Genomic DNA, 23,515 nt, shown 5'->3' with positions numbered 1-23,515 from the left:
GAAAATTTCTTCAACCCATAAACATAAGGAGAAACACTGTGTTTGGTTTTTTCAAGCGCTCCGACGACACCACGACGATCACCCCCGAGGAAGTGACCCAGCGGCAGGCGGCTGGCGAAAAACTCTTTATTCTCGATGTGCGCGAGCCGGGCGAGTACGCCGAGGGGCATATCGCCGGCAGTACGCTTATCCCGCTGGGCCAGCTGGCGCAGCGCACCGCCAAGCTCCCGCACGACCGACCAATTGTGGTGGTGTGCCGCTCGGGCAACCGCAGCGGCGTGGGGCAAACAGTGCTGCAGCGCGCTGGCTTCGAGAATGTGCTGAACATGCGCGGCGGCATGATGAGCTGGGCACGCAGCGGCCTGCCAACCAGGCGGGGGAAGTAGCCATGCTTTCCTTGCTGCTGGCTGCGCTGATTGGCGCGCTGATCGGCCTTTCGCTGGGCACGCTCGGCGGCGGCGGTTCGATCCTGACCGTGCCTGCGCTGGTGTACCTGCTGGGCCAGAACCCGCACGGCGCTGTTGCCTCGTCGCTGGTGATTGTGGGCGCGAACGCCGTGCTTGGCGCGACACTGCACCTGCGCGCCGGGCATGTGCGCCTGCGCTCGGCACTGCTGTTTGGCGCTGCCGGCATGCTGGCGGCCTTTGCCGGCGCGCGCCTGTCGCGATTGCTCGCTGGCCCAACCCTGCTGGTGCTGTTCGCCGTGCTGATGCTGGTGATTGCAGGCGCGATGCTGCGCAGCAAGGCCGCCCCAGCCGCCGCTGCCAGCGAACCGATCTGGTGGCGCGTGCTGCTTGGCGGCGTGGCAGTCGGCTTTCTCACGGGCTTTCTGGGCGTGGGCGGCGGCTTCCTGATTGTGCCGGCGCTGGTGCTGCTGCTGGGCATGGATATGCGCGACGCTGTCGGTTCCTCGCTGGTGGTGATTGCGATCAACAGTGTGGCTGGCCTGCTGGGCCACCTGGGCGACGGCGGGCTGAACTGGGTGCTGATCGGGCTGCTGCTGGCGGGCGGCGTGCCGGGCCTGCTCGTTGGGGCGCGGCTGGCGCGCGAGTTGCCGGTGGCGCGGCTGCGCCAGGGCTTTGCAATGCTGGTGGTGGTGCTGGGCGCGGCGCTGCTGATTGCGAATGTGCCGGCGATGGTCGGTTAGGTATTTACGATTGACGATTTGCGATTTACGATGGACGCATATCGTATTCTGATGCGCTGGCTGCGAGAATACACCGCAAGAGCGCAGGGTTTTGGGGTACGGAACCGCGAAGGCACGAAGGCACGAAGTTTTGGAAGAAAGAGGATACCGACTGCCGAGTGCCGAGTGCGACCCGCAACCTTCTATCCTGCAACGCATAGGCGTATGCAATACGCCCCGATTACGTTCTAACCTTCAACTTTCTAACCTGCAACCTACTACCGCTTCTCGTCAAAATACCGTATACAATCTCGGTCTTTAGGCTGCTGACAGTGCATCGCACGGCTGATATACTTGCTGCATACCCCCAAGCAACACGAGTAAAGGAGCCGGGCCATGCCGTGGGCACCAGAGCCGGTTCAGGCCGAGCCGGAGGCGTCGGAGCTTGCAGGAAGCTATTACCGGGCCGAGATCGACAGCAGCGAGCTTGATGCGCAGGGCGAGCTGATCGACCAGATCATTGGCTATGCGCTCGACACACTCGACGCCCAGGCGATCGAGCTGCGCGTGTACGAAGCCGCGCCTTCTACGATGTAAGATAGTTCACAGGCCGGATGTGAAACGCTTCGCACCACTGCGGTGGGCAAGCCGCTACAATAGCTCTATCGGCTGCGACCTAACTATACGCAGGAGGTGGGGTTATGGAGCTTCACGTCACGACCTACCACGGGCGCGTTGTGCTTTCGGTGCTGCGCCTGAACGGGCGGCTTGATGCAACGACCTACACCACCCTGATCGACACTGGCAAGCGCCTCTTCGGCGATGGCGCGCGCAAGATCGTGCTCGACCTGGCCGGGCTTTCGTACATCAGCAGCGCAGGTTTTATGGCGCTGCAGGCGGTTGCGGCCTTGCTTGCCGATGGCACAGTTCCCGACCCCGACGCCGGCTGGGAGGCGCTGCATCGCCACGCCGACGAAGCCGCCGAAACCTCCAGCCCCCACCTCAAACTGCTCAACCCCCAGCCTCAGGTGCTCAAAACCCTTGAGCGCGTGAAATTCACCACGCTCTTCGACATCTACACCAGCCTCGACGAAGCGCTTGCCGCGTGCCTGCCACTGGCCGACCGGCGCGGCCTGGCGCAGGGGCAAATGCGCTATGTGCAGGCGTTCAACCCGGACGTGGCAAAGAACCGACGACCGACGAACGACGACTGACGACCGACGAAGGATGACAGGAAGACTGAACCGCAAAGAGCGCAAAGGGCGCAAAGCGGTTGGCGGGTTAAAGGTTTGAAAGTTGCAGGTTCTCGCCCACTGCCTCCTGCCCACTGCCTCCTGCCACCTGCCCACTGCCACCTGCCCACTGCCTCCTGCCACCTGCCTCCTGCCTCCTGCCTCCTGCCTCCTGCCTCCTGCCTCCTGCCTCCTGCCTCCTGCCACCTGCCTCCTGCCTCCTGCCACCTGCCTCCTGCCCACTGCCTCCTGCCGGCGCTCCAGCGCGCTGTGGTAAGATAAGGTTCGCGTGCCGTCTGGCGCGCCCGAGCGAGTATCTTACAGCAAAGGAGCTTGTATGACCCGGCGTTTTACGAATATCATCGGCGGCCGGCCCGCCAGTAGCGCGGCGACCTTTCTGTCGCGCAATTCCAGCAACCTCGAAGACGTGATTGGCGAATTCCCCGAAGCCAGCAAAGATCAGGTGCGCGACGCCTGCGTGGCCGCGCGCCGCGCCGCCGAGGCCTGGGGCCGCACGCCCGCGCCGATTCGCGGCCAGATCATTGGCTCGATCGGCAAGGCAATCGAGCGCGAGAAAGAAGCCCTGAGCCGGCTGGTGAGTCGTGAAATGGGCAAGACCCTGAAAGAAGCGCGCGGCGACGTGCAGGAAGCGATCGACACCTGCCACTTCTTCCAGTCGGAAGGGCGGCGGCTGTACGGCCAGACCGTGCCCTCGGAAATGCACCGCAAAGAGCTGATGACCTACCGCCGCCCGCTGGGCGTCGTGGGCATCATCACGGCGGGCAACTTCCCGATTGCGGTGCCGAGCTGGAAGATCATCCCCGCGCTGGTGACCGGCAACACGATTGTGTGGAAGCCCTCGGAAGACTGCCCGGCCTCGTCCTACGCCTTTGTGAAGCTGATCGAAGAAGCGGGCCTGCCCGACGGCGTGCTGAACGTGGTGTTTGGCGGCGGCGCGGGCGCGGCCGGCCAGTTCCTGGTCGATATGATCGACGAGCGCGACGAGCGCGGGCGCAAGCGGCTCGACAAGTTTGCCTTCACCGGCAGCACGGCGGTGGGCCGCCAGATCGGCGAGATCGCTGGCCGCAACCTGCTGCACCCGACGCTGGAGCTGGGCGGCAAAAACCCGCTGGTGGTGATGGCCGACGCCGACCTGGAAAATGCCGTCGGCGGCGCGCTGTGGGCGGCCTTCGGCACGGGCGGGCAGCGCTGCACCAGCGCGGGCAACATCATCCTCGACGCGCCGATTGCCGACGAGTTCACGCAGCGCTTTCTGGCCGCCACCAAGGGGATCAGCATTGGCGACCCAATCAAACACCCCGATGTGCTGTACGGCCCGTTCATCAACGAGCGCTTTTTCAACTCGTGGCAGCAGCACTACGACTGGGGCAAGGCCGATGGCGCGACGCTGCTGTATGGCCAGGGGCGCATCACCGCCGAGCGCAAGCCGGGCGGCTTCGTGGGCGACCCGAGCGCGGCATTTTATGGCTGGCCGACGATCTGGGCCGATGTGCGGCCGGGCATGCAGATCTTCCAGAAAGAAGTGTTTGGCCCAACCATCAACCTGGTGCGCGTGAACGGCATCGACGAAGCGATCGAGGCGGCCAACAGTGTCGACTACGGCCTCAGCTCGGCCTGCTACACCAACAACCGCGAGTGGGCCTACCAGTTCAAGGAGCGCATTCAGGCGGGCATGACCAGCATCAACAACTCGACCACCGGCGCCGAGGCGCATATGCCGTTTGGCGGCGTGAAGGGCTCGGGCAATGGCACCCGCGAAAGCGGCATCTGGGTGATCGAGAGCTATACCTACTGGCACGCAGTGAACGACGATATCAGCGGCAAGCTGCAGCTGGCGCAGATGGATACCGACTATATTGCGCCCAAGTCGCCGTTCAGCGTGGGCGAGATCGACGGCGTCTAAGGCATTGTATTGCTTGGGCCGCAAGGCCCCGGCTGTCTGGGCGAACCTCTGTCTGGGCGAACCTCTGTCTGGGCGAACCTCTGTCTGGGCGAACCTCTGTCTGGGCGAACCTCTGTCTGGGCGAACCTCTGTCTGGGCGGACCTGCGTGTCCGCCCCGGCCCTCTTGCCGAGGCCGCAAGCAGTACCTTCTTCAAGCCACTTTGCTCGGGCCGCAGGGCCGCCGGGGCTCGCGCCGCCCCGGCACCCGGCGTCGGGTCTATCGCCCCGAACCCCAAATTTTACGTGGTCGCCACATTATACGATTGCCTCTCATGCCTCCGTTATGCCAAAAAGCTGGCAGCGCACGATCAAAGTATCGTTGTCTATGGAAACATTCAAGCTGGCACGCACTCCATCGCCCGATGCCTTGCTTTATCCACAACGGAGGCACGACAACGTGCACTTCGCAGGCCAATCACGCTCATTAAGGGGGTTCGGGGCAAGGCCCCGGCTGGGCAGTGCAGAGGGCCTCGGCAGCCTTAACCATGTGAAACCATACCTTTGCACAAGGCAGGCCGACCGTTGCACAAGGCTGATCGGAGTGGTACACGAGGGTGATCGGAGGAGGACGCAAGGGCTGCCGACCGTTGCACAAAGGTGATCGGAGGAGGACGCAAGGGCTGCCGACCGTTGCACAAAGGTGATCGGAGGAGGACGCAAGGGCTGCCGACCATTGCACAAAGGTGATCGGAGAGGGACGCAAGGCACGCCGGCCGTTGCACAAAGGTGATCGGAGGGGTGCGCGAGGGTTGTCGGGGTAATGCACAAAGGTGATCGGAGAGGTACGCGAGGGTGGTCGGAGGGATGCACAAGGCATGCTAACCAATGCACGATGCAAGCCGCGATCGACCCAAAGGCGCCCAGAGCGGTACACATAGAATTTCGCGTCGTATCTCAGCATATTTGCCTGAATACGCACCAAATTCGTAGATACGAAAAATTGAGGATAGTGTCTTCTTGTACGAGGGCGTTTTAGAACGAAAGCGAGAAATGATGATGTTATAGCCAGAAAGAATAAGCTTGCCGAAGATGACGATTGAATGACAATGAATATATGAGTTTGCAAAGGAAAGCTAGAGCTATGAACCAATCTTTTCTGTTTCGTATTCGCCGCGCCGCCGTGCTGCTGTTTGCCGTTGCCAATCTGATGATCCTGGGCGCAATTGTGCCAGCATGGGCGCATCCCTCCCAGCAGGCCGACGTGGCGCTGCTTGCGCCGGTTGCGGCCGGCCAGCAGCTCACCGTCGTTCACGGCTACAACGACCCATTGCCCGGCGAAACGTGCATTATTGGCAGCGCCAGCGACCACTGCCGCAACCAGCAGTTCGCGCTCGACCTGGTGCCGAGCGACCAGAACAATCGCGAGATTCTCGCGCCGCTGCCGGGCCAGATTGCCTGGATTGAGGGCAACTGCCTGGGCATCCGCACCCAGGACGGCCTTAACCTGAACGTGTGCCACTTTGCGCAGTTCAAGGTCGCCAAACTTGCCACGGTGGCGCGCGGCGATGTGCTTGGCATGCGCAGCACCTCGTGGATTCACCTGAGCCTCGATGATCGCAACCGCGACGCCAGCAAACCCGCCGTTCCCTTTAATGGTGCGCACAGCCTCGAAGGCATTGCTTTCGACCCGCCCGCCAACCTCGCGCAGGATCGCGACCTCCATCACTGGCGCACTTTCACCTCGACCAATGGCAATGCGCGGCCTGGCCACTTGCAGATCACCAATGTGCGCTTTGGCGCAACGCAGCTTCAGCCCGGCGCGAGCCTCGAAGTGCGTGTCGATGTGGTAAACGACGGCGGCACGCCAATCGCGCTGAGCGGGCCAGACAACATCACCTACGACGAGAATGGCGCGGGCTGGCGCGACGGCGCGTGCGGCCAGTGGCGCATCGGCCTTGACTTCGACGGGCGTGATGGCGCGCTGGTCGATCATCCCTACCGCTTCGGCGTGGACGACACGCTCTTGCCCGGCGCGACGCGCACGCTGGGCGGCTACATTCGCCTGAATACGCCGCGCAGCACGAATGTGTGGCTTGGCGTGGTGCAGGAGTGCAACCACTGGGAGCAGGATGGCACTGCGCGCACGGCGGTGAGCGTTGGCAGCGCTGGCGGCAGCGGCTTCTTTCCCGACCCGCAGAAGATCTATCGCATCATTTCGGTGAACAGCGGCAAGAGCATGGACGTGGAAGGTGCGCGCCAGGACAACGGCGCGATTGTGCATCAGTGGGACTACGCGGGCGGCCAGAACCAGAAGTGGTTCTTTCAGGATGCCGGCGCGGGCTACTACTCCATTCGCGCCGTGCATAGCGGCAAATGCCTCGACGTACGCGACGTCTCGCCCGACAGCGGCGCGGCCTTGCAGCAGTGGGATTGCGCGGGAGGCGACAACCAGAAATGGCGGCTGGACGAGGTAGAGGGCGCGGTGGTAATAGTGGTGAAGCACAGCCAGAAGGCCGCTGACGTCTTTGGCGCGCGGCAGGACAATGGCGCGCCGCTGATCCAGTGGGATCGCCACAATGGCGCAAATCAGCGCTGGCGCATCGAAGCAGTGCAGTAAATGGTAAGGGCCGACACATAGGTCGGCCCGAACAGCTTTCTACTGTTCGGGCCGACCTATGTGTCGGCCCCCAAGACCTATGTGTCCGACCTTTTGTTTTGTTGCTCAGGCCGCAAGCAGTACCTTCTTCAAGCCACTTTGCTCAGGCCGCAGGGCCGCCGGGGCTCGCGCCGCCCCGGCACCCGGCGTCGGGGCTATCGCCCCGAACCCCAAATTTTACGTGGTCGTCGCATTGAATGCTATATGTCATGCCTCCGTTATGCTACCTGCTGGCAACAGACAAGCGATGTCAAACCAATTTACAGCGCATTTTCGTTGACGATGATTATCTTGACAGATGCCTTGCCTTTATCCACAACGGAGGCATGACCACGAGCATTTTGCAAGATAATCACGTTCTTTGCAGGGTCCAGGGACGCAGTCCCGGCCGGGGAGTGCAGAGGGCCGCGGGCGGCCCTTTGCCGAAGAGCGCGAGGGCGCGCAGCCCTCGCATAGGTTTGGGGCGGACACATAGGCCCGGCCAGACACGCAGAGCGCGAGGGCGCGCAGCCCTCGCATAGGTTTTGGGCGGACACATAGGCCCGGCCAGACACGCGGAGCGCGAGGGCGGGCAGCCCTCGCATAGGTTTGGGGCGGACACAGGATCGGCCAGACACGCAGAGCGCGAGGGCGCGCAGCCCTCACTATGGCGCGCCAACCGCCCGGTTTACCGTCGCCACAATCGAGCCATCCGCGACGAGCTGGCGCGCCGCCTCAATAAACTCGCTCATCACCCGGTCGTGTTCGATGAAGGGGATGTGCCCGCGCAGCAGCGCATAGGCCGGCGCGGTGCCACGGCCCAGCGCGCGCAGCCCACCCTCGGCCTGCTGGCGGAAGTCGATCCCCTGCGCGGCGGCCATCAGCTCCAGCGCCAGAATGCCCTCGACATTCGTCAGCACATCGCGCAGCTTGAGCGCAGCCGTTACGCCCATGCTCACATGATCCTCCACATTTGCCGAGGTTGGGATGGTGTCGACGCTGGCGGGATGCGATAAAACCTTGTTCTCGGTTGCCAGCGCCGCCGCCGTGTACTGCATGATCATAAAGCCCGAGTTCAGCCCGCCTGCGCTGGTGAGGAAGGCCGGCAGGACGTGCGTGTTCGAGTGCTCGTCGGTCAGGCGCATCAGCCGCCGCTCGGCAATATTACCCAGCTCGCTGACGGCAAAAGCCAGGTAGTCCATCGCAATCGCCAGCGGCTCGCCGTGGAAGTTGCCGCCCGAGAGCACATCAATCGCGCCGCTGGCCTCGTCGATAAACAGCAGCGGGTTGTCGGTCACGGCGTTCAGCTCGATCTCGAACACCCAGCGCGCATAGGCAATCGCGTCGCGCACTGCGCCATGCACCTGCGGGATGCAGCGCAGCGTGTAGGCATCCTGCACATTCGTCGAAGAGTGCGGGCGCGTAAGCTGGCTGCCGTGCAGCAGGCTGCGCAGGTAGCGCGCGCATTCCTGCTGGCGCGGGAAAGGCCGCAGCGCGTGAATGCGCTCGTCGAACGCGAGATCGGTGCCGTTTAGTGCTTCCAGGCTCAGGCACCCCGCGATGTCGGCGGTCTGGCTGTAGCGCTCAGCGCGGGCGGTTTCGAGCACGCCCAGCGCGCACATCACCGCCGTGCCATTGGTCAGCGCCAGCCCTTCCTTCGCCGCCAGGGTGGTGGGCGCCAGCCCGGCCCGGCGCAGCGCCATGTCGCCGGGAAGCGTCTCGCCGGCATATTCGGCTTGCCCATGCCCAATGATCGGCAGCGCCATATGCGCCAGCGGGGCCAGGTCGCCACTTGCGCCCAGCGAGCCCTTGCACGGGATGACGGGGTGCACGCCCTGGTTGAGCATGTCGAGCAGCAGTTGCAGCGTGGCCGGGCGAATGCCCGAGTGCCCGCGCGCCAGCGTGTTCGCGCGAATCAGCATGATCGCGCGGGTGGCGGGCGTGTCGAAGGGTGCGCCCATGCCGACGGCGTGGCTCACCAGAATGTTGTGCTGGAGCTGCTCGACCTGCTCGGGCGCGATGATGCGGTCTTTGAACGCGCCAAAGCCGGTGGTGATGCCATACGCGATGGTTTTGCGCTCCAGCAGGGTTTGCACCGCCGCCGCCGCGCGCGCAACCCTGGCCTGCGCGGCGGGCGCAAGCGCCACGCGCGGGTGGCCGGGCCGGCTGTAGGCGATAGCCAGCACCTGGTCGAACGTCAGCGACTCGCCGTCGAGCAGGATGGTATCCTGGTGAATCATGTCTTGGCCCTTATAGCAGTTTGCGAGTTTGCAGGTTTGCAGGTTTGCAGGTTTGCAGGTGGCAGTCGGCAGCGGGCAGGAGCAGGAATCTGCGCCCTTTCAATCTGTAACCTGAATCTCTCTGCGCCCTTTGCGTTCTTTGCGGTGAATAATTACTCTGGAAAATAAGTTATTTCATACAACGGGCAAGCTTCCAGGAAGCTCATCTGGCTACCGTGTTGAAGCAAAACTGGCTTCGCTTCCTGGAAGCTGAGTGTAAGGGAATTTATTTTTCTGAAAAATAATCCTAGTTGTCGGTTGTCAGTGGTTGGTCGTCGAGTGGCTGTAATCAATCGCGAACTCGGGCGGGGTGCGCAATGTCTGGTACACCACGCAGTAGCGCTCGGTCAGGCGGATGAGCGTGGCAAGCTGCTCGGGCGCGGCGTCGGTGTCGAGCGCGAAGTGCAGGCGAATGCGCTGCAAGCCGACCGGCGCGTCTTTCGCAACTGCCAGCGTGCCGCGGAAATCGAGATCGCCTTCGGCGCGCACGGTGCCGTCGCGCAGCTCGATGCCCAGTGCCGTCGCAACGGCCTGAAGCGTCACGCCCGCGCAGGCCACCAGCGCCTCCAGCAGCATATCGCCCGAGCAGGCCGCCAGCCCGTCGCCGCCGGTGGCGGGATGCAGCCCGGCTTCCACCAGCGCCCGGCCCGTGGCGACCTTGCACGTCACGCCTTCGCCCAGCTTTCCCTCGGCACGGAGCGTGACCAGCGCGGCATCGGGGGTGGCGCGGTACTGTTCCTTCAGTGGTGCTTGCAGCGCGCGCAGATTGTCGGCGTTCATCTTATCCTCCCATTGGAGCGAAGCATTGGACTTCCGTTGCTTTGCCAACGGAAGGTCAATGCTTCGCCCTTACGCTAGACGATGAGTTGACCACGCTTGATCACCCGCTCGACGAGGTTGCCGCCGAACTGGTAGGCCAGGTGGCGGTAGTCGGGCGCGGCGAGCAGCAGCAGGTCGGCTTGTTTGCCGGGCTCGATTGAGCCGAGCCGCGCGCCCAGGCCGATGGCGTGCGCGGCGTTGATCGTCGCGGCGACGAGCGCCTCGGCTGGCAGCAGGCGCTGGTAGCGGCAGGCGATTGCCAGCACCAGCGGCATGCTGGGGCAGGGCGCCGAGCCGGGGTTGATGTCGGTGGTGAGCGCCAGCGCCGCCCCGGCGTCGATGATGGCGCGCGCGTTAGCGAAGTGCGTGCTGCCCAGGTTGAAGTTCACTGCCGGGATGACCACGCCAACCGCGTCGGAAGCCGCCAGCCGCGCAATCCCTTCCTTCTCCGTCGCGTCGAGATGGTCGACCGAGGTTGCGCCCAGTTCCAGCGCCATATCAAGCCCGCCCAGCGCGGTGAACTCATCGACGTGTGCCTTCACGAGCATGCCCGCCGCCTGCGCCGCCACGAGCACGCGCCGCGACTGCGCCACGTCGAAGGCATTCTGCTCGCAAAACACGTCGGCGAAGAAGGGCGTGCCACGCGCCGCGAAGTGCGAAGAATGGTACCACGCTGCGGCAGCCGGGATCATCTCATTCACTACTAAATCGACATAATCATCGGCGCGGCCGATATACTCGGGCGGCAGCGCGTGCGCGCCCATGAACGTCGGCACCAGCTCAATTGGCTGCGCCTGATCGAGCGCGGCGATCGCTTCCAGAATGCGCAGCTCGCTCGCGGTATCGAGCCCGTAGCCGCTTTTGCACTCGGCAGTGGTGGTGCCAAGCGCCAGCATTGCCGCGAGGCGCGGGCGCGTTTCGGCCACCAGCTGCGCCACGCTGGCGGCGCGGGTTGCGCGCGTGGTGAAGGCAATGCCGCCGCCCGCTGCCATGATCTCCAGGTAGCTCGCGCCCGCAATGCGCTGCTCGAACTCGGCCACGCGGTCGCCGGCAAACACCACATGCGTGTGCGGGTCGACAAAGCCGGGGCACACGGCCTTGCCGCTCGCGTCGATCTCCTGCGCAGCCTGATATTCCGCGTGCAGCGCATCGCTCGGGCCGGCGGCGACGACCAGCCCGCCATCGACCGCAACCGCGCCGCCGGGGATAATGCCCGGGTCGCGCATAGCCGCGCCGCGCCTGGCGCCGCCCGCGCTCGCGCAGGTAACGACTTGGGCCGCGCTATGGATGAGTAGATCTATCATCAGAGTTGTCCTGTTGGGGCGCAGCAGGCCGAGAGCTGATTGCGTTGGGGCGCAGCAGGCCGAGAGCTGATTGCGTTGGGGCGCAGCAGGCCGAGAGCTGATTTTGCTGCACCGAGTTTCTGCCTGCTGCGCCCTTACATCGAGTTTCTGCCTGCTGCGCCCTTACATCGAGCGTGTGCCTGCTGCGCGCTTACATCGGGTCTGCGCCTTCTGCGCCCAGCATCGGGATCTTCACGCCGTTTGCGCGGGCAAAGCCAATCGCCTCGGGGTAGCCAGCGTCGGCGTGGCGCACCACCCCCATGCCCGGGTCGGTCGTCAGCACGCGTTCAAGGCGGCGGGCAGCCTCGGGCGTGCCGTCGGCAACGATCACCTGCCCGGCGTGGATGCTGTAGCCGATGCCAACGCCGCCGCCGTGGTGCAGGCTCACCCAGGTCGCGCCGCCGACGGCATTCACCAGCGCGTTCAGCAGCGGCCAGTCGGCAATTGCGTCCGAGCCGTCGCGCATGCCCTCGGTTTCGCGGTTGGGCGAAGCAACCGAGCCGCTGTCGAGGTGGTCGCGCCCGATCACAATCGGCGCTTTCACTTCGCCATTCGCAACCATCTCGTTGAAGCGCAGCCCTGCGCGGGCGCGCTCGCCATAGCCCAGCCAGCAGATTCGCGCTGGCAAGCCCTGGAAGGCCACCTGCTCGCGCGCCATGTCGAGCCAGCGGCGCAGGTGTTCATTCTCGGGGAATAGCTCCAGCACCGCCCGGTCGGTCGCATAAATGTCCTCAGGGTCGCCGGAAAGCGCCACCCAGCGGAACGGCCCCTTGCCCTCGCAGAACAGCGGGCGGATGTAGGCCGGCACAAAGCCGGGGTAGTCGAAGGCGTTCTTCACACCATAGTCGAAGGCGCGCTGGCGCAGGTTGTTGCCATAGTCGAACACGACCGCGCCGCGCCGCTGCCATTCCAGCATGGTCTCGACATGCCGCGCCATCGAGGCCATTGCCTGGCGCTCGTACTCGGCCTGGTCGCGTTCACGCAGCTCGGCCGCCTGCTCCAGCGACATGCCAGCCGGGATGTAGCCATACAGCACATCGTGCGCGCTGGTCTGGTCGGTCACCACGTCGGGCAGCACGCCGCGCCGCAGCAGCTCGGGCAGCAGCTCAGCGGCATTGCCAATCAGCGCAATCGATTTGGCGCGACCGGCGGCGCGTGCCTCTTCGGCCTGCGTCATGGCGTCTTCCAGGTCGTCGCAGATCGCGTCTACCTGTCGCAGCGCCAGCCGCCGCTCGGCGCGCCAGCGGTCGATCTCGACCAGCACGCCAACGCCGCCGTTCATGGTGATCGCCAGCGGCTGCGCGCCGCCCATTTCGCCCAGGCCCGCCGTCAGCACCAGCTTGCCCTTGAGCGTGCCCCAGCCGTGCTGGCGCGCCAGCGCGCCAAAGGTTTCGTAGGTGCCTTGCAGAATGCCCTGCGTGCCAATATAGATCCAGCTGCCGGCAGTCATCTGGCCGTACATCATCAGCCCTTCGCGCTCCCAGCGGTCGAAGTTCTCCTGCGTGGCCCATTTCGGCACAATGTTGCTGTTCGCCAGCAGCACGCGCGGCGCGTCGGTGTGGGTGCGAAAAACGGCCACCGGCTTGCCCGACTGCACCAGCAGCGTTTCGTCGGGCTCGAGCGCGCGCAGCGCCGCCAGGATCGCGTCGAAGCTCGCCCAGTTGCGGGCCGCGCGGCCACGCCCTCCGTACACAATCAGGTTGTCAGGGTCGAAAGCCACCTGCGGGTCGAGGTTGTTTTGCAGCATGCGGTAGGCGGCTTCGATCTGCCAGTTCTTGCAGCTTAGCTCGGTGCCGCGCGGGGCGTGAATTTCGCGTTTCATGTCGCTCCTCGGTTTTACGGTTGCAGGTGGCAAGTTTGCGGGTTAGAAAGTTGCAGGTTGCAGGTTTTACGGTTGCAGGTTGCAGGTTTGCAAGTTGGCAGGTTGCGGGTTGTTGCGAAAATACTCCCCTGTCATCTTGTTATCGGGTCACCCTTTTACCCTTTTATTTGTGCCAACTGTTCGGTTCCGTGGTTCCGTGGTTCTCAGTCTGGGCGTATAGCAATGCGCCCTTCGAGGGCTTTGCCTACCCAAGCCGTGCGTACCAGAATGTCGCGGTTTCGGCCAGTTCGAAGCCGAGCTTTTCGGCCACGCGCGCCGAGGCCGGGTTGTCGCGCCCGCACTCCCAGTGTGGCACCATGCCGCGCGCCAGGCAGGCGGCGACGGCATGCGCGCCCGTGGCAGTGGCAATGCCCTGGCCCTGCGCGTCGGGCGCGGTGGCGATGCCCAGCCCGCAGCTCGCCGAGCCAACATACTCGGCAGTACACCAGCACAGCACGCGCTCGCCGTGCAGCGCGACCACGCCCACGCCCTGCGCGTAGAACTGATGCAGCGCGGGCCACATGCCGCCGATCTCGTCGCGCACCTCGTCCATGCCCGCCAGCGGCGTTTCGAGCAGCGCCCGGTCGAGCGCGGCAAAGCGCAACCCGGCAAGCTGCGGCCCCTGCGTGGTGGGCGCTTGGGCGTGCAGGTAGGCGTAAAACAGCTTGGCGCGCTCGCGCTCGAACTCGGGCAGTGGCGGCGCGGCGTCGCCCGGCGGCAGTGCGCAGAATGCAAGGTACGATCGGCCGCGCGCCAGGCTGGCCGGGCGGATGACCTCGGCAAACGTGGCGTGAAGCTCGGGCGCAGGCGGCCCGCCCGTGTACAGCACGTTGTTGCCCTGGTCCCACAGGAGCACGCCAGCGTCGCCGCTCGCCCATAGGCGGCCAGGGCTATTGCCCGCCCGAATCGCAGCCATCACCATGGCCGCCTGCTTGCCCGGCAAGCGCGCCGCAAGCGCGGGGAGCTGTTCGATTGGCAGTTCTGTGAGCATAAGCGATTTACGATTTATGATTTACGATTGACGATTGACGATTGCAACGTCGGCAAACTATGAAGGACGAAGGGCGAAAACAACCGCAAAGAACGCAAAGGCCGCGAAGGTTTACGGGTTGCAGGTTAGAAGGTTCCAGGTTTGCAGGTTGCAAGTTTACAGGTTCGCAGGTAAGGGGTTTACTGCCAACTGCTTCCTGCCGACTGTTCGGTTCTGCGGTTCTGCGGTTCTCGGTTCTGCGCTCCTGCCACCTGCTCACTCAACACTCAACATTCAAAACTCAAAACTCGCCAGCTCGACGCCAAGCTGATAGTGATCGCGAAACACGCCACGAAACCAGACCGCCGGGCGCGTTGGCGCGGTGTAGCTCATTCGGCTGACAATCAGGCCCGCCGTGCCCGCCAATACGCCCAGCGCCTGCGCATCGGCGTCGCCCAATTGCTGCGCCGCGATCTCAACCACGGCGCGCACGGGCGGCTCGGCGCTGCGCGCCAGCAGGGCGTGCGCCGGCTCGCGCGCCAGGTCGGCAGTGGCGAGGGCGGGGCAGAGCGCCTCGGGCAGCCAGCGCTCGCTGAAGGAGTGTATCGCGCCATTGGCGAGCGCCTGCTGCGCCACGCGGATCACCGGCGCGCCGGGCACGATCTTGAGCTGCGCGGCCAGCTCGGGCGTGGCGGGCAGCACTTCCTGCGCCAGCACGCGGTAGGTGAGCGCGTCGGCCTGCCCTTCTTCAACAAAGCGAAACGGCGCGGCGTTGCTGTGCGGCGCGCGCACAAACGAGCCAACCCCGTGCTCGGCGTCGATCAGCTCCTCGGCGGCCAGCTCGGCCAGCGCGCGCCGCACCGTGCCGCGCGCTACATCATAGCGCCGGCACAGCTCGTCTTCGGTGGGCAGCTGTGCGCCAGCGGCCAGCTCGCCCGCCAGAATCGCGCGCCGCAGGTCGGCGGCAAGCTGCTGGTATTTGGCAAGCGTGTGCCGGGCAGGTGCAAGCATGCATGAAACCTGTGACGTGTTGTTTCGGAAGAATACCGTGGGTGGGATGCTGGGAAGTTGTATAGACAACTGTACAACACAGATTGCTCAGAGTCAAGCAGCAAAATGAAGACGCGAATGCTCTATTGAAGTCCCAAAAATTAATCCACAGATTGCGCAGATTACACAGATTCGGGGTCATTATCTGTGTAATCTGCGCAATCTGTGGATGACATAAATAGTCAGCCGGATAGTATCGCCAAGCGACTGTGGTCAGTCGTCGGTCGTCGGCCCTCGTTAGCCTAGCACATACGCATCCGCCTCCGCATTCCACACCGCCCGCACCGACTGGTTGCCCGGCGTGCCATCGCTGGCAATCGGGGTGATGTACAGGCTGTGCTGCTCGCCGCCGTACACAATCACCAGGAAACCGGGATTCGGCTCATTCTCTTGCCCCATCAGCAGCAGCCGCTCGTGCTCGTTGTTCAGCGCGATTGGGTTGAGGTACAGCAGCCCGCGCGTGTTCGGCAGGGTGCCCTGCTGCACAAACAGCTCCTGCGCAACCACCACCGCGACGATGTTTGGGTCGCTGAAGCCGGTTGGCGTGGTGATTTTCACGCGCCCGGTGCGGTAGCTGATGTTCTCAATCACGCCGTCGTTATTGACATCGGCGGTCAGCGCCATATGAACTTCCTGGCCATCGGGCGTTGGGTGGGGCATATCGCCAACCGGCCGGTTCGAGCCCGCGACCTTCCAGGTATTGTTCTGCAACATCACGGTGAACTCACGCGCTTCCTGCAAGTCGCTAAACGTCAGCTGCGCCGGGACGAACAGCGCGTCGGCCGGGCGATCCAGCGGCTCGCCCACGTCGAACGACTCCAGCGCGCTGTTCGTCATGCCCAGCACCTGGGGCAGCGTTTCGCCCTTAACCAGCCGGGCATACAAGTCGGCGCTCACGAATGCGCCTGTGTCGCCGCCACTCTTGTGGGCGCTCAGCATGTCGCGCACGGTTTGCACGGCGGCGCTGCGCGGCGGAACCGGCTGCGTGGCAGGCATGAAAGCGAACGGCGCGGCGGCCAGCGCCTGGTTGGCGTCGTTCATCACCACCAGGTTCAGGCTGCCCGCAGGAATAATATCCCCCGACGGCAGGCGGTCGGGCATCACCAGCTCGGCGGCCCACGTGCCCTGCGCGTTAACCGTGGCAGAAACCAGCACCTCGCCAAGCGGGTTGGGCATGCCCAGGCGCACCACAACCGGGCCGCTGGCGGCGAAGTTCCAGCCGTTTAAGCTCACGCGTGTGCCGGGGCCACCATTTTGCGGCGTGAAGCTAAAGGTTGGCACGCCCGGCGCGGGTTTGGCGGTAGGCTGGCCGGGCGCAGGCTGAACGGTTGGCTTGGCTGGCACAGGCGTTGCCGCCGGTTTGGTGGTTGGTTTGGCCGGCTCGGCGGTGGGCTGGCCGGGCTTGGCGGTGGGCGCGGCAACTGCGGTGGCGGGTGCCGGCGCGGCAGTGGGCTGGGCCGCGTCGGGCGTTGGGCTGCTCATGCAGCCGCTCAGGGCGAGACCAATCAGGGCAATTCCGCCCAGGCGGCGGAAGAAACTGCGGTTCATTGTTCCCTCATATATCCAGCGCTCGCTGGCGCTTGGCTGATTCAGCGGCACACACTGTGCCGGGTTCGATTCACATGTCCTTGAACGGGTTCGTGCAGCGGGTTTCGCGCGCGGCCGGGCGTGTGTGGAAGAAAATCAGCCTGGAGATGGAGCAGGTCGGTCGTTCGGCTGATATCGCTTCCCAAACACGTATTCGTTCGTGAAATAGCATATCAGCTTTCGGGTAGGCTGTGATGCAGCGCGCGAATGACTCGCCGGAGGCCGCAAGGCGGATGTGGTATCAGCCGAAAGCAGGGGAACACAAAACGGCGCGCCAGCCTGAGCCGTGGCACGCCGTTTTGGGGAAGATCGTACCGGCAGCTGTGAGGGAACAGCCACCGGGCGTATGATTACAGCGCCACGGCCTGCGGGCCGCTGCCGGCCGCGTCGTTGCGTGGCTGTTCGCGCACAATGCCGTTGCGCACCACCGACAGATCCGGCTCGGCGCCGTCGGCCAGCGCACGCTTGAAGGTATAGTAGGCCTGGCCCGGCGCAGTGTGCTGGATGCCGGTCAGCTCCCAGCCATCGGCGCCAAGCCCGTTCAGGAAGCGCCGCGCAAAACCGCTGGTGCGCTCGCCCTCTTCGGGGTAGCTTTCCTCGCCTTCAATCGAAATACGCTTCCAGCCAGCGACGTAAACGACCTTATACTCCCATTTGCTCGCCATGTCGATCCTCACTTTCTGATTGCCTGTCGACACAGGGAGTATACCATGAAAATATGTAATTGTGTAATCGAGTAATTAGAGAAGTGTTAGAAATCGCGCGCTGATCGGCGCAGGGTATAATAGCCGGCAAAGCATACACAAAAGAGGGAGCAATGAGCGCATATCGCATTCACGTCAGCCGCGACAACTTAATGTTTGCCGCCGGGCATTTCGCCTCCTACGACGGCACGCTGGTCGAGCCGCTGCACGGGCATAACTACCGCCTGGGCGTGACGCTGGAAGGCCCGACCGAGGACAATGCCTATGTGTTCAATTTCGTCACGCTGAAGCGCATCATGAAGCGCCTGACCGACGAACTCGATCACCATATGCTTTTGCCGCTCCACAACGCGCTGATCGCAATTGAGGAGTGCGACGACGGCGGGGTGATTGTGCGCACCGCCGACCGCTGGTACCGTTTCCCGCGCCAGGATGTCGTGCTGCTCGACCTGCCGAACACCACGGTGGAGATGATGGCGCGCTATCTGTGCGGCCGCCTGCGCGAAGAGCTGGCCGCGCGCCCCGAGGCGGCGCACCTGACGGCGGTGGAAATTGCGCTGGAAGAAAGCTTCGGCCAGACGGCGTTTTACCGCGAAGTATTGGTGTAAGGACGCAGAGCGCCCGCCAGCAGCGAATATCCTGCTGGCGGGCGCTCTGCTGTGTTCTGGAGACGCGCTAGCGCCCGCGCCGCGCCAGCGGCACAAACAGCGTATACTCGGGCGCGCCAGCCACATCCACAATCGTGGCGGTTGCCTGGGCGCGGCCAAGTGTGGCATTCGCCGGGCTGCCGAGGTTCAGGAAAAACGTCTCGTTGGCCTCGGTGATGCTATCGCTATCGATTGGCACGGCGATGCTGCCAACCACCGCGCCGGCCGGGATCGTCAGCTGCCCCGAGCGCGCCTCGTAGTCGCTGCCGGCCAGGGCGGTGCCATCGGCGGTCGCATAATTCACATATACGGGCGCCTGGCTCGCGGCCGAGAGATGCACCGTGAAAATGGCGTTGCGCGTTCCGCTGGCGCTTTCGCCAACCACCACATTGTCGATTGTAATCACCGGGCCGGTGCCATCGATAATCGTGCCCACGCCCTGCCCGTCGCTGATCACGCCATTCACGGCGTTGCTCAGGTTCACAAAGAACACTTCGGGATTCTCGGCAATGGCGTCGCTGGTGATTGGCACCTCAATGATCTGGGTTGTGATGTTGGGCGGGAAGCTGACCATGCCCGAAGCGGGTGCGTAGTCGGCGCCGGCCAGCGCGGTGCCATTTGCCGTCGCAAAATGCGCGGTGACATTGCGCCCGCTCGGCGTCGAGAGCGAAACCGTGAAGCGCGCCTTGCTGTTGCCGCTCACGCCTTCCGTCACGCTGGCATCGCTGATCGAAATCAGCGGCGCGGAGTCGTTGTCGTTGATCGTGATCTGGCCCTGGTTGTCGAGCAGGCTTGCATTCACCGGGTTGCTCAGCGCAACAAACAGCGTTTCGTTATCTTCGGGGATGGTGTCGCCAATAATCGCCACGTTGATGTTCTGGCTGGTTGTGCCCGCCGGAATCACCAGCGTTTGTGGCGCGATTGCGGTGTAGTCGCTGCCGGCGGTGGCGGTGCCGTCGATGGTGCGGATATCGACGCTGACGGGCTTGCCGCTCACTACGCTGAGCGAGACAGTGAGCGTTGCGTCGGTCGAGCCGCTATTGCCTTCCGGCGCGCTCGCGTCGGTAATCGTCAGCGTGGGCGGCTGGTCGTCGTTGGTAATCGTGCCGACGCCCTGGCCATCCTGAAGCGTCGCGTTGATCGGGCTGCTCAGGTTCAGCAGGAAAGTTTCGTCGTTCTCATCCGAAAGATCGCCAATGATGCTGACCGGAACCGTGATGGTGGTGCTGCCAACCGGGAACGCGCGCGTAGTTGCGCCCAGCGACACATAATCGCTGCCGCCGACGGCTGTGCCATTGGCGGTGGTACACGTCACGCTCACCGATCTGCCGCTCGGCGCGGAAAGCGAAAGGCTGAACACGGCGTTGCTGATGCCGGCGTTGCCTTCCACCACCGTCACGTCGTTCACCGAAATTTTGGGCGCTTTGTCGTCGTTGGTGATCGTGCCGACGCCCTGCCCTTTCAGAATGGTTGCGTTGGTCGGGTTGTGCAGATCGACCGAGAAGGTTTCATTATCTTCATCGGTGATGTCGCCATTCACCAGCACGGTAATACTCTGCGCGCTGGTGCTGTTTGCCGGGAAGATCAGCGTGCCCGAGGTCGTGATGAAATCGCTGCCGACAATCGCCGTGCCGCTGGCCGTCTGATACACCACGCTCACGGGCTGGCTGCTGGCGGCGGAAAGGCTCACGCTAAACGTGGCCTTGACCGTGCCGCTATTGCCTTCCGTCACCGTTCGATCGCCAATCGAAAGCGTGGGCAGTGGGTCATTGATCGTGCCGACGCCCTGCGATTTGCCGATTGTGGCTCCTTGCGGATTGAAAAGGTTCACAAAGAAGGTTTCGCTGCCTTCAGCCTTGGTATCGCTTTTTATCGTTACTGAGACGACCGCTGATTGTTTTGTTTTTGAAAGTGTAAGAGGACTTTTACTGCTGACAGCCACATAATCGCTGCCGGCGATTGCCGTGCCGTCGCTGGTCGCATAATCGACGCTCACCGTTTGAGTGATATCGGACGATGCGCTGATTGTGAACGAGGCGAGCGACTGGCCGGAAACGGGCTCGGTGACGGTGACATCATTGATGGTAATCTTGGTAGGATTGTCTGCCGCCAGGGGAATTGCCAGCGCCAGCGAGGGCGCGGCGTTTGCGGCTACGCCAGCAATCAGGCCCATACAAACGAAAACAACAATACACAGTAGCCGTTTTGATTTCATACCAAATTCCCCTTTTGGTGTGGGTTAGTGGCTTCAGAGCCAGCGATCTGCACTTGATCCAAGCCGAAAACAGCACAAAAGAAGCAAAAATTCGCTGCTGCCAGGAAAAATGATGCAGATCGGTGAAGCCTGGCGCCGTAGTTGCCGCAGTAAACATACTCCTGATGTTTGGATTACCACAGATTGTATCACTTCGTGATATATGGTCAAGTAATATGCAATGACGATATGTTCATTCCAGGTGCGTTTGAACGCAGGCTTGGCGTCGCTGCGAGCGCAAAATAAAGCAGGTGAGCTATACCGCTCGCCTGCTTTCAAGCACTGATCAGCGCACTTTCGCTATGGAGCGCCGGTTTTGCTGTTCCTGCTGGAATTATTCGCCGCTGGCCGGTGCTTGCTGGCGCGGGTCGGCGGCGGCGATGGCGAGGCCAGCCGCCACGCCAGTGAACACATCCATTTCGTGCAGCTTCTCGGCGCCGAATTTGTCGGTGAGCATGCGCACAAAACGCGGGATGCGCGACGAGCCGCCCGTGCGCAGCACCACGTTGATGTCGGCTGGCGCGAGCCCGGCGGCGGCCAGCGCCCGGTCGATGCAGGCGGCCACTTCGCGCACATCCGGGCCGATCAGCCGGTCGAAATCCCAGCGCTCGACTGTGTCGCTGAACTGGATGCCCGGCACATCCATGCCGATGGTCGTGCGTGGCTCGGCGCTCAGGCGCACCTTGGCGCGCTCAACCGCTTCGTAGAGCGGCAGGCCATAGTTTTCGCGCACAAGCGTGCGCAGCGCGCGCAGCTCTGTCGTCTTGTCCCCAATGCGAATGGCCTCGTCGATGATGTTCAGGTAGCGCGGCTGCGTCAGCTCGACAATTGTCTGCCACTCGCTCAGGTGGTCGAGCAGCACGGCCGGCAGCGGCATTTTGCGCGGGCCAAGCGTCGCGCCCTCGCCGAAGTGCGCCAGCACCTTGCCCATCACCAGCCGCCGGTCGAGCAGGTCGCCGCCGATTGGCACGCCGTCGGTGGCCAGCACATCGCGCCGCCCGTTTTCGTCAATCCGCATCACGGTCACGTCGAGCGTACCGCCGCCAAAGTCGAACACCAGAATATTCTGCTCGCCCGTGGCGGTTGCGGCGTAGGAAAGCGCCGCCGCAGTTGGCTCGGGCAGGAAGGTGAAGGGCGGCAGGCCAGCTTCTTCGCCAGCGCGGCGCATACGCGCGATCGCCAGCTCGTCGAGGCGCGCGTCGGTCGAATAGTGCACGGGGCGGCCCAGCACCATGCTTGTCACCGGCTGGCCGATCTCGGTTTCGATGCGCTGCAGGATGATCCGCAGCACCACGGCGATCAGCGTTTCGAGGGTATAGCGCGTGCCAAACACATCCGTGCCGGTGAACGAGCTGTCGCGCAGGTGCGTTTTCAGCGACTGGAACAGGCGGCCGGGCGTGTTCGCGTCGACCACGGCATAGAGTGCCTGCATGACGGTGCCAACTTCGGCCAGCGTCAGTTCCTGTTCGCCCAGGTAGCGCCACTCGTACTCGATCTCGCGGCCCACGTTGCTTTCGGTGAAGTGGTTGATTGCGGCCCGCCCGATCGACGGCACGCCTTCGCGGGTAATAAACAGCGTCGAGCGCATGATCGACGGCGCATTATTCACTGGGTCGAGATCGAGCAGGCGCACGCGCTTGCCATCGTAGATCGCGGCGCTGGAGTTGGTGGTTCCAAAGTCGAGGCCGACGTGCATGGCGTTTCTCCTTCCGAGGCACAGCAAAAGAGCCGATGGCATGGGCGCATCGACTTCGGGGAGCAGGTTTTTTTCTTCAATTCACTGCGGTAGAATACCTCACTCGCCGGAATTTCGCAATCCGCCTTTGGGCCGAGTTTTGGTATAATAGCGCGGTTTCGCTGATTGCAGGGTTCCTATGTCATCAGAAGATGCAACGCCGCGCCGCGCCCGTGTGCTGGGTTTTGTGCTGCTTGCGGCAGCGCTGCTTGGACTGGCCGCCTGGCAGTTTGGCGCGTTTCGGGCCGGATTGCAGCTGCAAACTGCCCGCGCGCGCTGGGCCGCGCAGCACCCGCCTTCCTACCGCTATGTGGTGCAGAAAGGCTGCTTCTGCCCGCCCACTGTCACCCAGCCCGTGCGCGTCGAGGTGCGCGACGGCGCGGCGGTGAGCATGGCGAATGCCGAAACTGGCGCAGCCGTGCCCACGGCTGATTTCGAAGACGTTGCGACGCTCGACGATTTGTTTGTGCTGATCCAGCGCGCGATCGACCAGGGCGCCGACCGCGTGGAGGTGCGCTACGACGCGGCGCTGGGCTACCCAACCCGGATTTCGATCGACCATATCAGCAATGCGGTTGACGACGAAGTGAGCTACTCGGTCGAGCAGTTTGCGGAAGTGAAGTAGAGAGGACGCCCCTATGACCACGCCCGAAACACTGGCCGCCGCGCTGCTGAGCGCTGGCGCGGTGCACCTGCGGCCCGACGAGCCATTTACCTTTGCGTCGGGGCTGCGCTCGCCAATTTATTGCGATAATCGCCTGCTGATTGGCGACGTGGCGGCGCGGCGCGTGGTGGTGCCGGCCTTTGCGGCGGCCTGCGCCAGCGCGGATGTGATCGCTGGCACGGCGACGGCGGGCATTCCCTGGGCGGCCTGGGTGGCCGAGGCCTTGAGCCTGCCAATGGCGTATGTGCGCGGTGCGGCAAAAGGCCACGGGCGCGGCCGCCAGATCGAAGGCGCAGCGGTGCAGGGGCGGCGCGTGCTGCTGCTGGAAGACACGATCAGCACTGGCGAAAGCGCGCTGGCGGCGGCGGCGGCGCTGCGGGCCGAGGGCGCGGAAGTGCTGGCCTGCGTCTGCATCTTTAGCTGGGGCTGGCAGTCGATCCGCGAGGCCTTTGCCGCCGCCAGCCTGCCGCTCACGGTGCTGACGCCCCTGCCCGCCCTGCTCGACGCCGCCACGCAGCAGGGGCTGCTGGCCGGCCCGCAGCGCGCGCTGGTGGACGACTGGGTGGCCGATCCGCAGGGCTGGGCCGCGCGCCACGGGGTATAGCGCAGCGTTTCGAAAATCCTTGGGTTATGACGAAAGACGAACGTCAATCGCTCCGTACTTGCCTCAGGTCATATCAACGCCCCAAAATTTATCCACAGATG

Annotated in this window: 19 protein-coding genes; 9 read left to right on the top strand and 10 right to left on the bottom strand. The window is 63.8% G+C overall.

What is annotated here, in order from left to right:
* Window positions 1–38: 38 nt before the first annotated feature.
* The 6 genes from M1P90_RS10105 to M1P90_RS10080 all read left to right on the top strand — a co-directional run bounded on the left by M1P90_RS10105 (window position 39) and on the right by M1P90_RS10080 (window position 6,879).
* Window positions 39–386 carry a rhodanese-like domain-containing protein gene (locus tag M1P90_RS10105; RefSeq protein WP_483702492.1) on the top strand — a complete coding sequence of 116 codons (348 nt, stop codon included), beginning with the start codon at window positions 39–41 and terminating at the stop codon, window positions 384–386.
* A gap of 2 nt (window positions 387–388) precedes the next feature.
* On the top strand, window positions 389–1,147 hold the full coding sequence (locus M1P90_RS10100; protein ID WP_483702491.1) for a sulfite exporter TauE/SafE family protein: 759 nt from the start codon (window positions 389–391) through the stop codon (window positions 1,145–1,147).
* Window positions 1,148–1,522: 375 nt separating this feature from the next.
* Entirely contained in the window at window positions 1,523–1,723 is a 201-nt protein-coding gene (locus tag M1P90_RS10095) for a hypothetical protein (RefSeq protein WP_483702490.1), read from the top strand.
* Between the two features lie 104 nt (window positions 1,724–1,827).
* Window positions 1,828–2,340 (top strand): STAS domain-containing protein, encoded by a 513-nt coding sequence (locus M1P90_RS10090; protein WP_483702489.1) that lies wholly within the window; start codon window positions 1,828–1,830, stop codon window positions 2,338–2,340.
* A gap of 355 nt (window positions 2,341–2,695) precedes the next feature.
* Window positions 2,696–4,282, top strand: coding sequence for an aldehyde dehydrogenase family protein (locus M1P90_RS10085; RefSeq protein WP_483702488.1), 1,587 nt, complete (start codon window positions 2,696–2,698; stop codon window positions 4,280–4,282).
* Window positions 4,283–5,403: 1,121 nt separating this feature from the next.
* Window positions 5,404–6,879, top strand: coding sequence for an RICIN domain-containing protein (locus tag M1P90_RS10080; RefSeq protein WP_483702487.1), 1,476 nt, complete (start codon window positions 5,404–5,406; stop codon window positions 6,877–6,879).
* Window positions 6,880–7,562: 683 nt separating this feature from the next.
* Here the strand turns inward: M1P90_RS10080 and hutH are convergent.
* From hutH to M1P90_RS10040, 8 genes are all read right to left on the bottom strand, one after another.
* A complete protein-coding gene (gene hutH, locus M1P90_RS10075) occupies window positions 7,563–9,137 on the bottom strand; it encodes a histidine ammonia-lyase (RefSeq protein WP_483702486.1) in 1,575 nt (524 codons plus the stop codon).
* Between the two features lie 300 nt (window positions 9,138–9,437).
* Entirely contained in the window at window positions 9,438–9,956 is a 519-nt protein-coding gene (locus tag M1P90_RS10070) for an OsmC family protein (protein ID WP_483702485.1), read from the bottom strand.
* Between the two features lie 74 nt (window positions 9,957–10,030).
* A complete protein-coding gene (hutI, locus tag M1P90_RS10065; protein WP_483702484.1) occupies window positions 10,031–11,299 on the bottom strand; it encodes an imidazolonepropionase in 1,269 nt (422 codons plus the stop codon).
* Between the two features lie 190 nt (window positions 11,300–11,489).
* Entirely contained in the window at window positions 11,490–13,160 is a 1,671-nt protein-coding gene (gene hutU, locus M1P90_RS10060) for a urocanate hydratase (protein WP_483702483.1), read from the bottom strand.
* A gap of 244 nt (window positions 13,161–13,404) precedes the next feature.
* The gene (locus M1P90_RS10055; RefSeq protein WP_483702482.1) at window positions 13,405–14,190 is read right to left on the bottom strand and encodes a GNAT family N-acetyltransferase; all 786 of its coding nucleotides are present in this window, start codon (window positions 14,188–14,190) and stop codon (window positions 13,405–13,407) included.
* 273 nt (window positions 14,191–14,463) lie between these two features.
* Window positions 14,464–15,180: a GntR family transcriptional regulator gene (locus M1P90_RS10050; RefSeq protein ID WP_483702481.1), complete on the bottom strand. Its 717-nt coding sequence runs from the start codon at window positions 15,178–15,180 to the stop codon at window positions 14,464–14,466.
* Window positions 15,181–15,456: 276 nt separating this feature from the next.
* Window positions 15,457–16,767, bottom strand: a complete 1,311-nt coding sequence (locus M1P90_RS10045; RefSeq protein WP_483702480.1) for a hypothetical protein — start codon at window positions 16,765–16,767, stop codon at window positions 15,457–15,459.
* Window positions 16,768–17,156: 389 nt separating this feature from the next.
* Window positions 17,157–17,471 carry a DUF4177 domain-containing protein gene (locus tag M1P90_RS10040; protein ID WP_483702479.1) on the bottom strand — a complete coding sequence of 105 codons (315 nt, stop codon included), beginning with the start codon at window positions 17,469–17,471 and terminating at the stop codon, window positions 17,157–17,159.
* 152 nt (window positions 17,472–17,623) lie between these two features.
* Between M1P90_RS10040 and M1P90_RS10035 the strand changes: the two genes are divergently transcribed.
* Complete coding sequence (locus M1P90_RS10035) at window positions 17,624–18,118, top strand: 6-pyruvoyl trahydropterin synthase family protein (protein ID WP_483702478.1); 495 nt, start codon at window positions 17,624–17,626, stop codon at window positions 18,116–18,118.
* Window positions 18,119–18,185: 67 nt separating this feature from the next.
* Here M1P90_RS10035 and M1P90_RS10030 read toward each other — a convergent pair whose 3' ends face one another.
* Both M1P90_RS10030 and M1P90_RS10025 read right to left on the bottom strand, forming a co-directional pair.
* Window positions 18,186–20,372, bottom strand: a complete 2,187-nt coding sequence (locus M1P90_RS10030; protein ID WP_483702477.1) for a Calx-beta domain-containing protein — start codon at window positions 20,370–20,372, stop codon at window positions 18,186–18,188.
* 373 nt (window positions 20,373–20,745) lie between these two features.
* The gene (locus M1P90_RS10025) at window positions 20,746–22,107 is read right to left on the bottom strand and encodes an Hsp70 family protein (RefSeq protein WP_483702476.1); all 1,362 of its coding nucleotides are present in this window, start codon (window positions 22,105–22,107) and stop codon (window positions 20,746–20,748) included.
* A 178-nt stretch (window positions 22,108–22,285) separates the two neighbouring features.
* On the opposite strand from M1P90_RS10025, the gene M1P90_RS10020 reads away from it, so the two are divergent.
* Together M1P90_RS10020 and pyrE are read left to right on the top strand one after the other, a co-directional pair.
* Window positions 22,286–22,771 carry a DUF6174 domain-containing protein gene (locus M1P90_RS10020; RefSeq protein ID WP_483702475.1) on the top strand — a complete coding sequence of 162 codons (486 nt, stop codon included), beginning with the start codon at window positions 22,286–22,288 and terminating at the stop codon, window positions 22,769–22,771.
* 13 nt (window positions 22,772–22,784) lie between these two features.
* Window positions 22,785–23,414 (top strand): orotate phosphoribosyltransferase, encoded by a 630-nt coding sequence (gene pyrE / locus M1P90_RS10015; RefSeq protein ID WP_483702474.1) that lies wholly within the window; start codon window positions 22,785–22,787, stop codon window positions 23,412–23,414.
* The last annotated feature ends 101 nt before the right edge of the window (window positions 23,415–23,515 follow it).

This window comes from Kouleothrix sp. 19917 (genome assembly GCF_057073505.1).
Note: the sequence above shows the minus strand (reverse complement) of the source record. Positions and strands in the feature narration are given on the sequence as shown.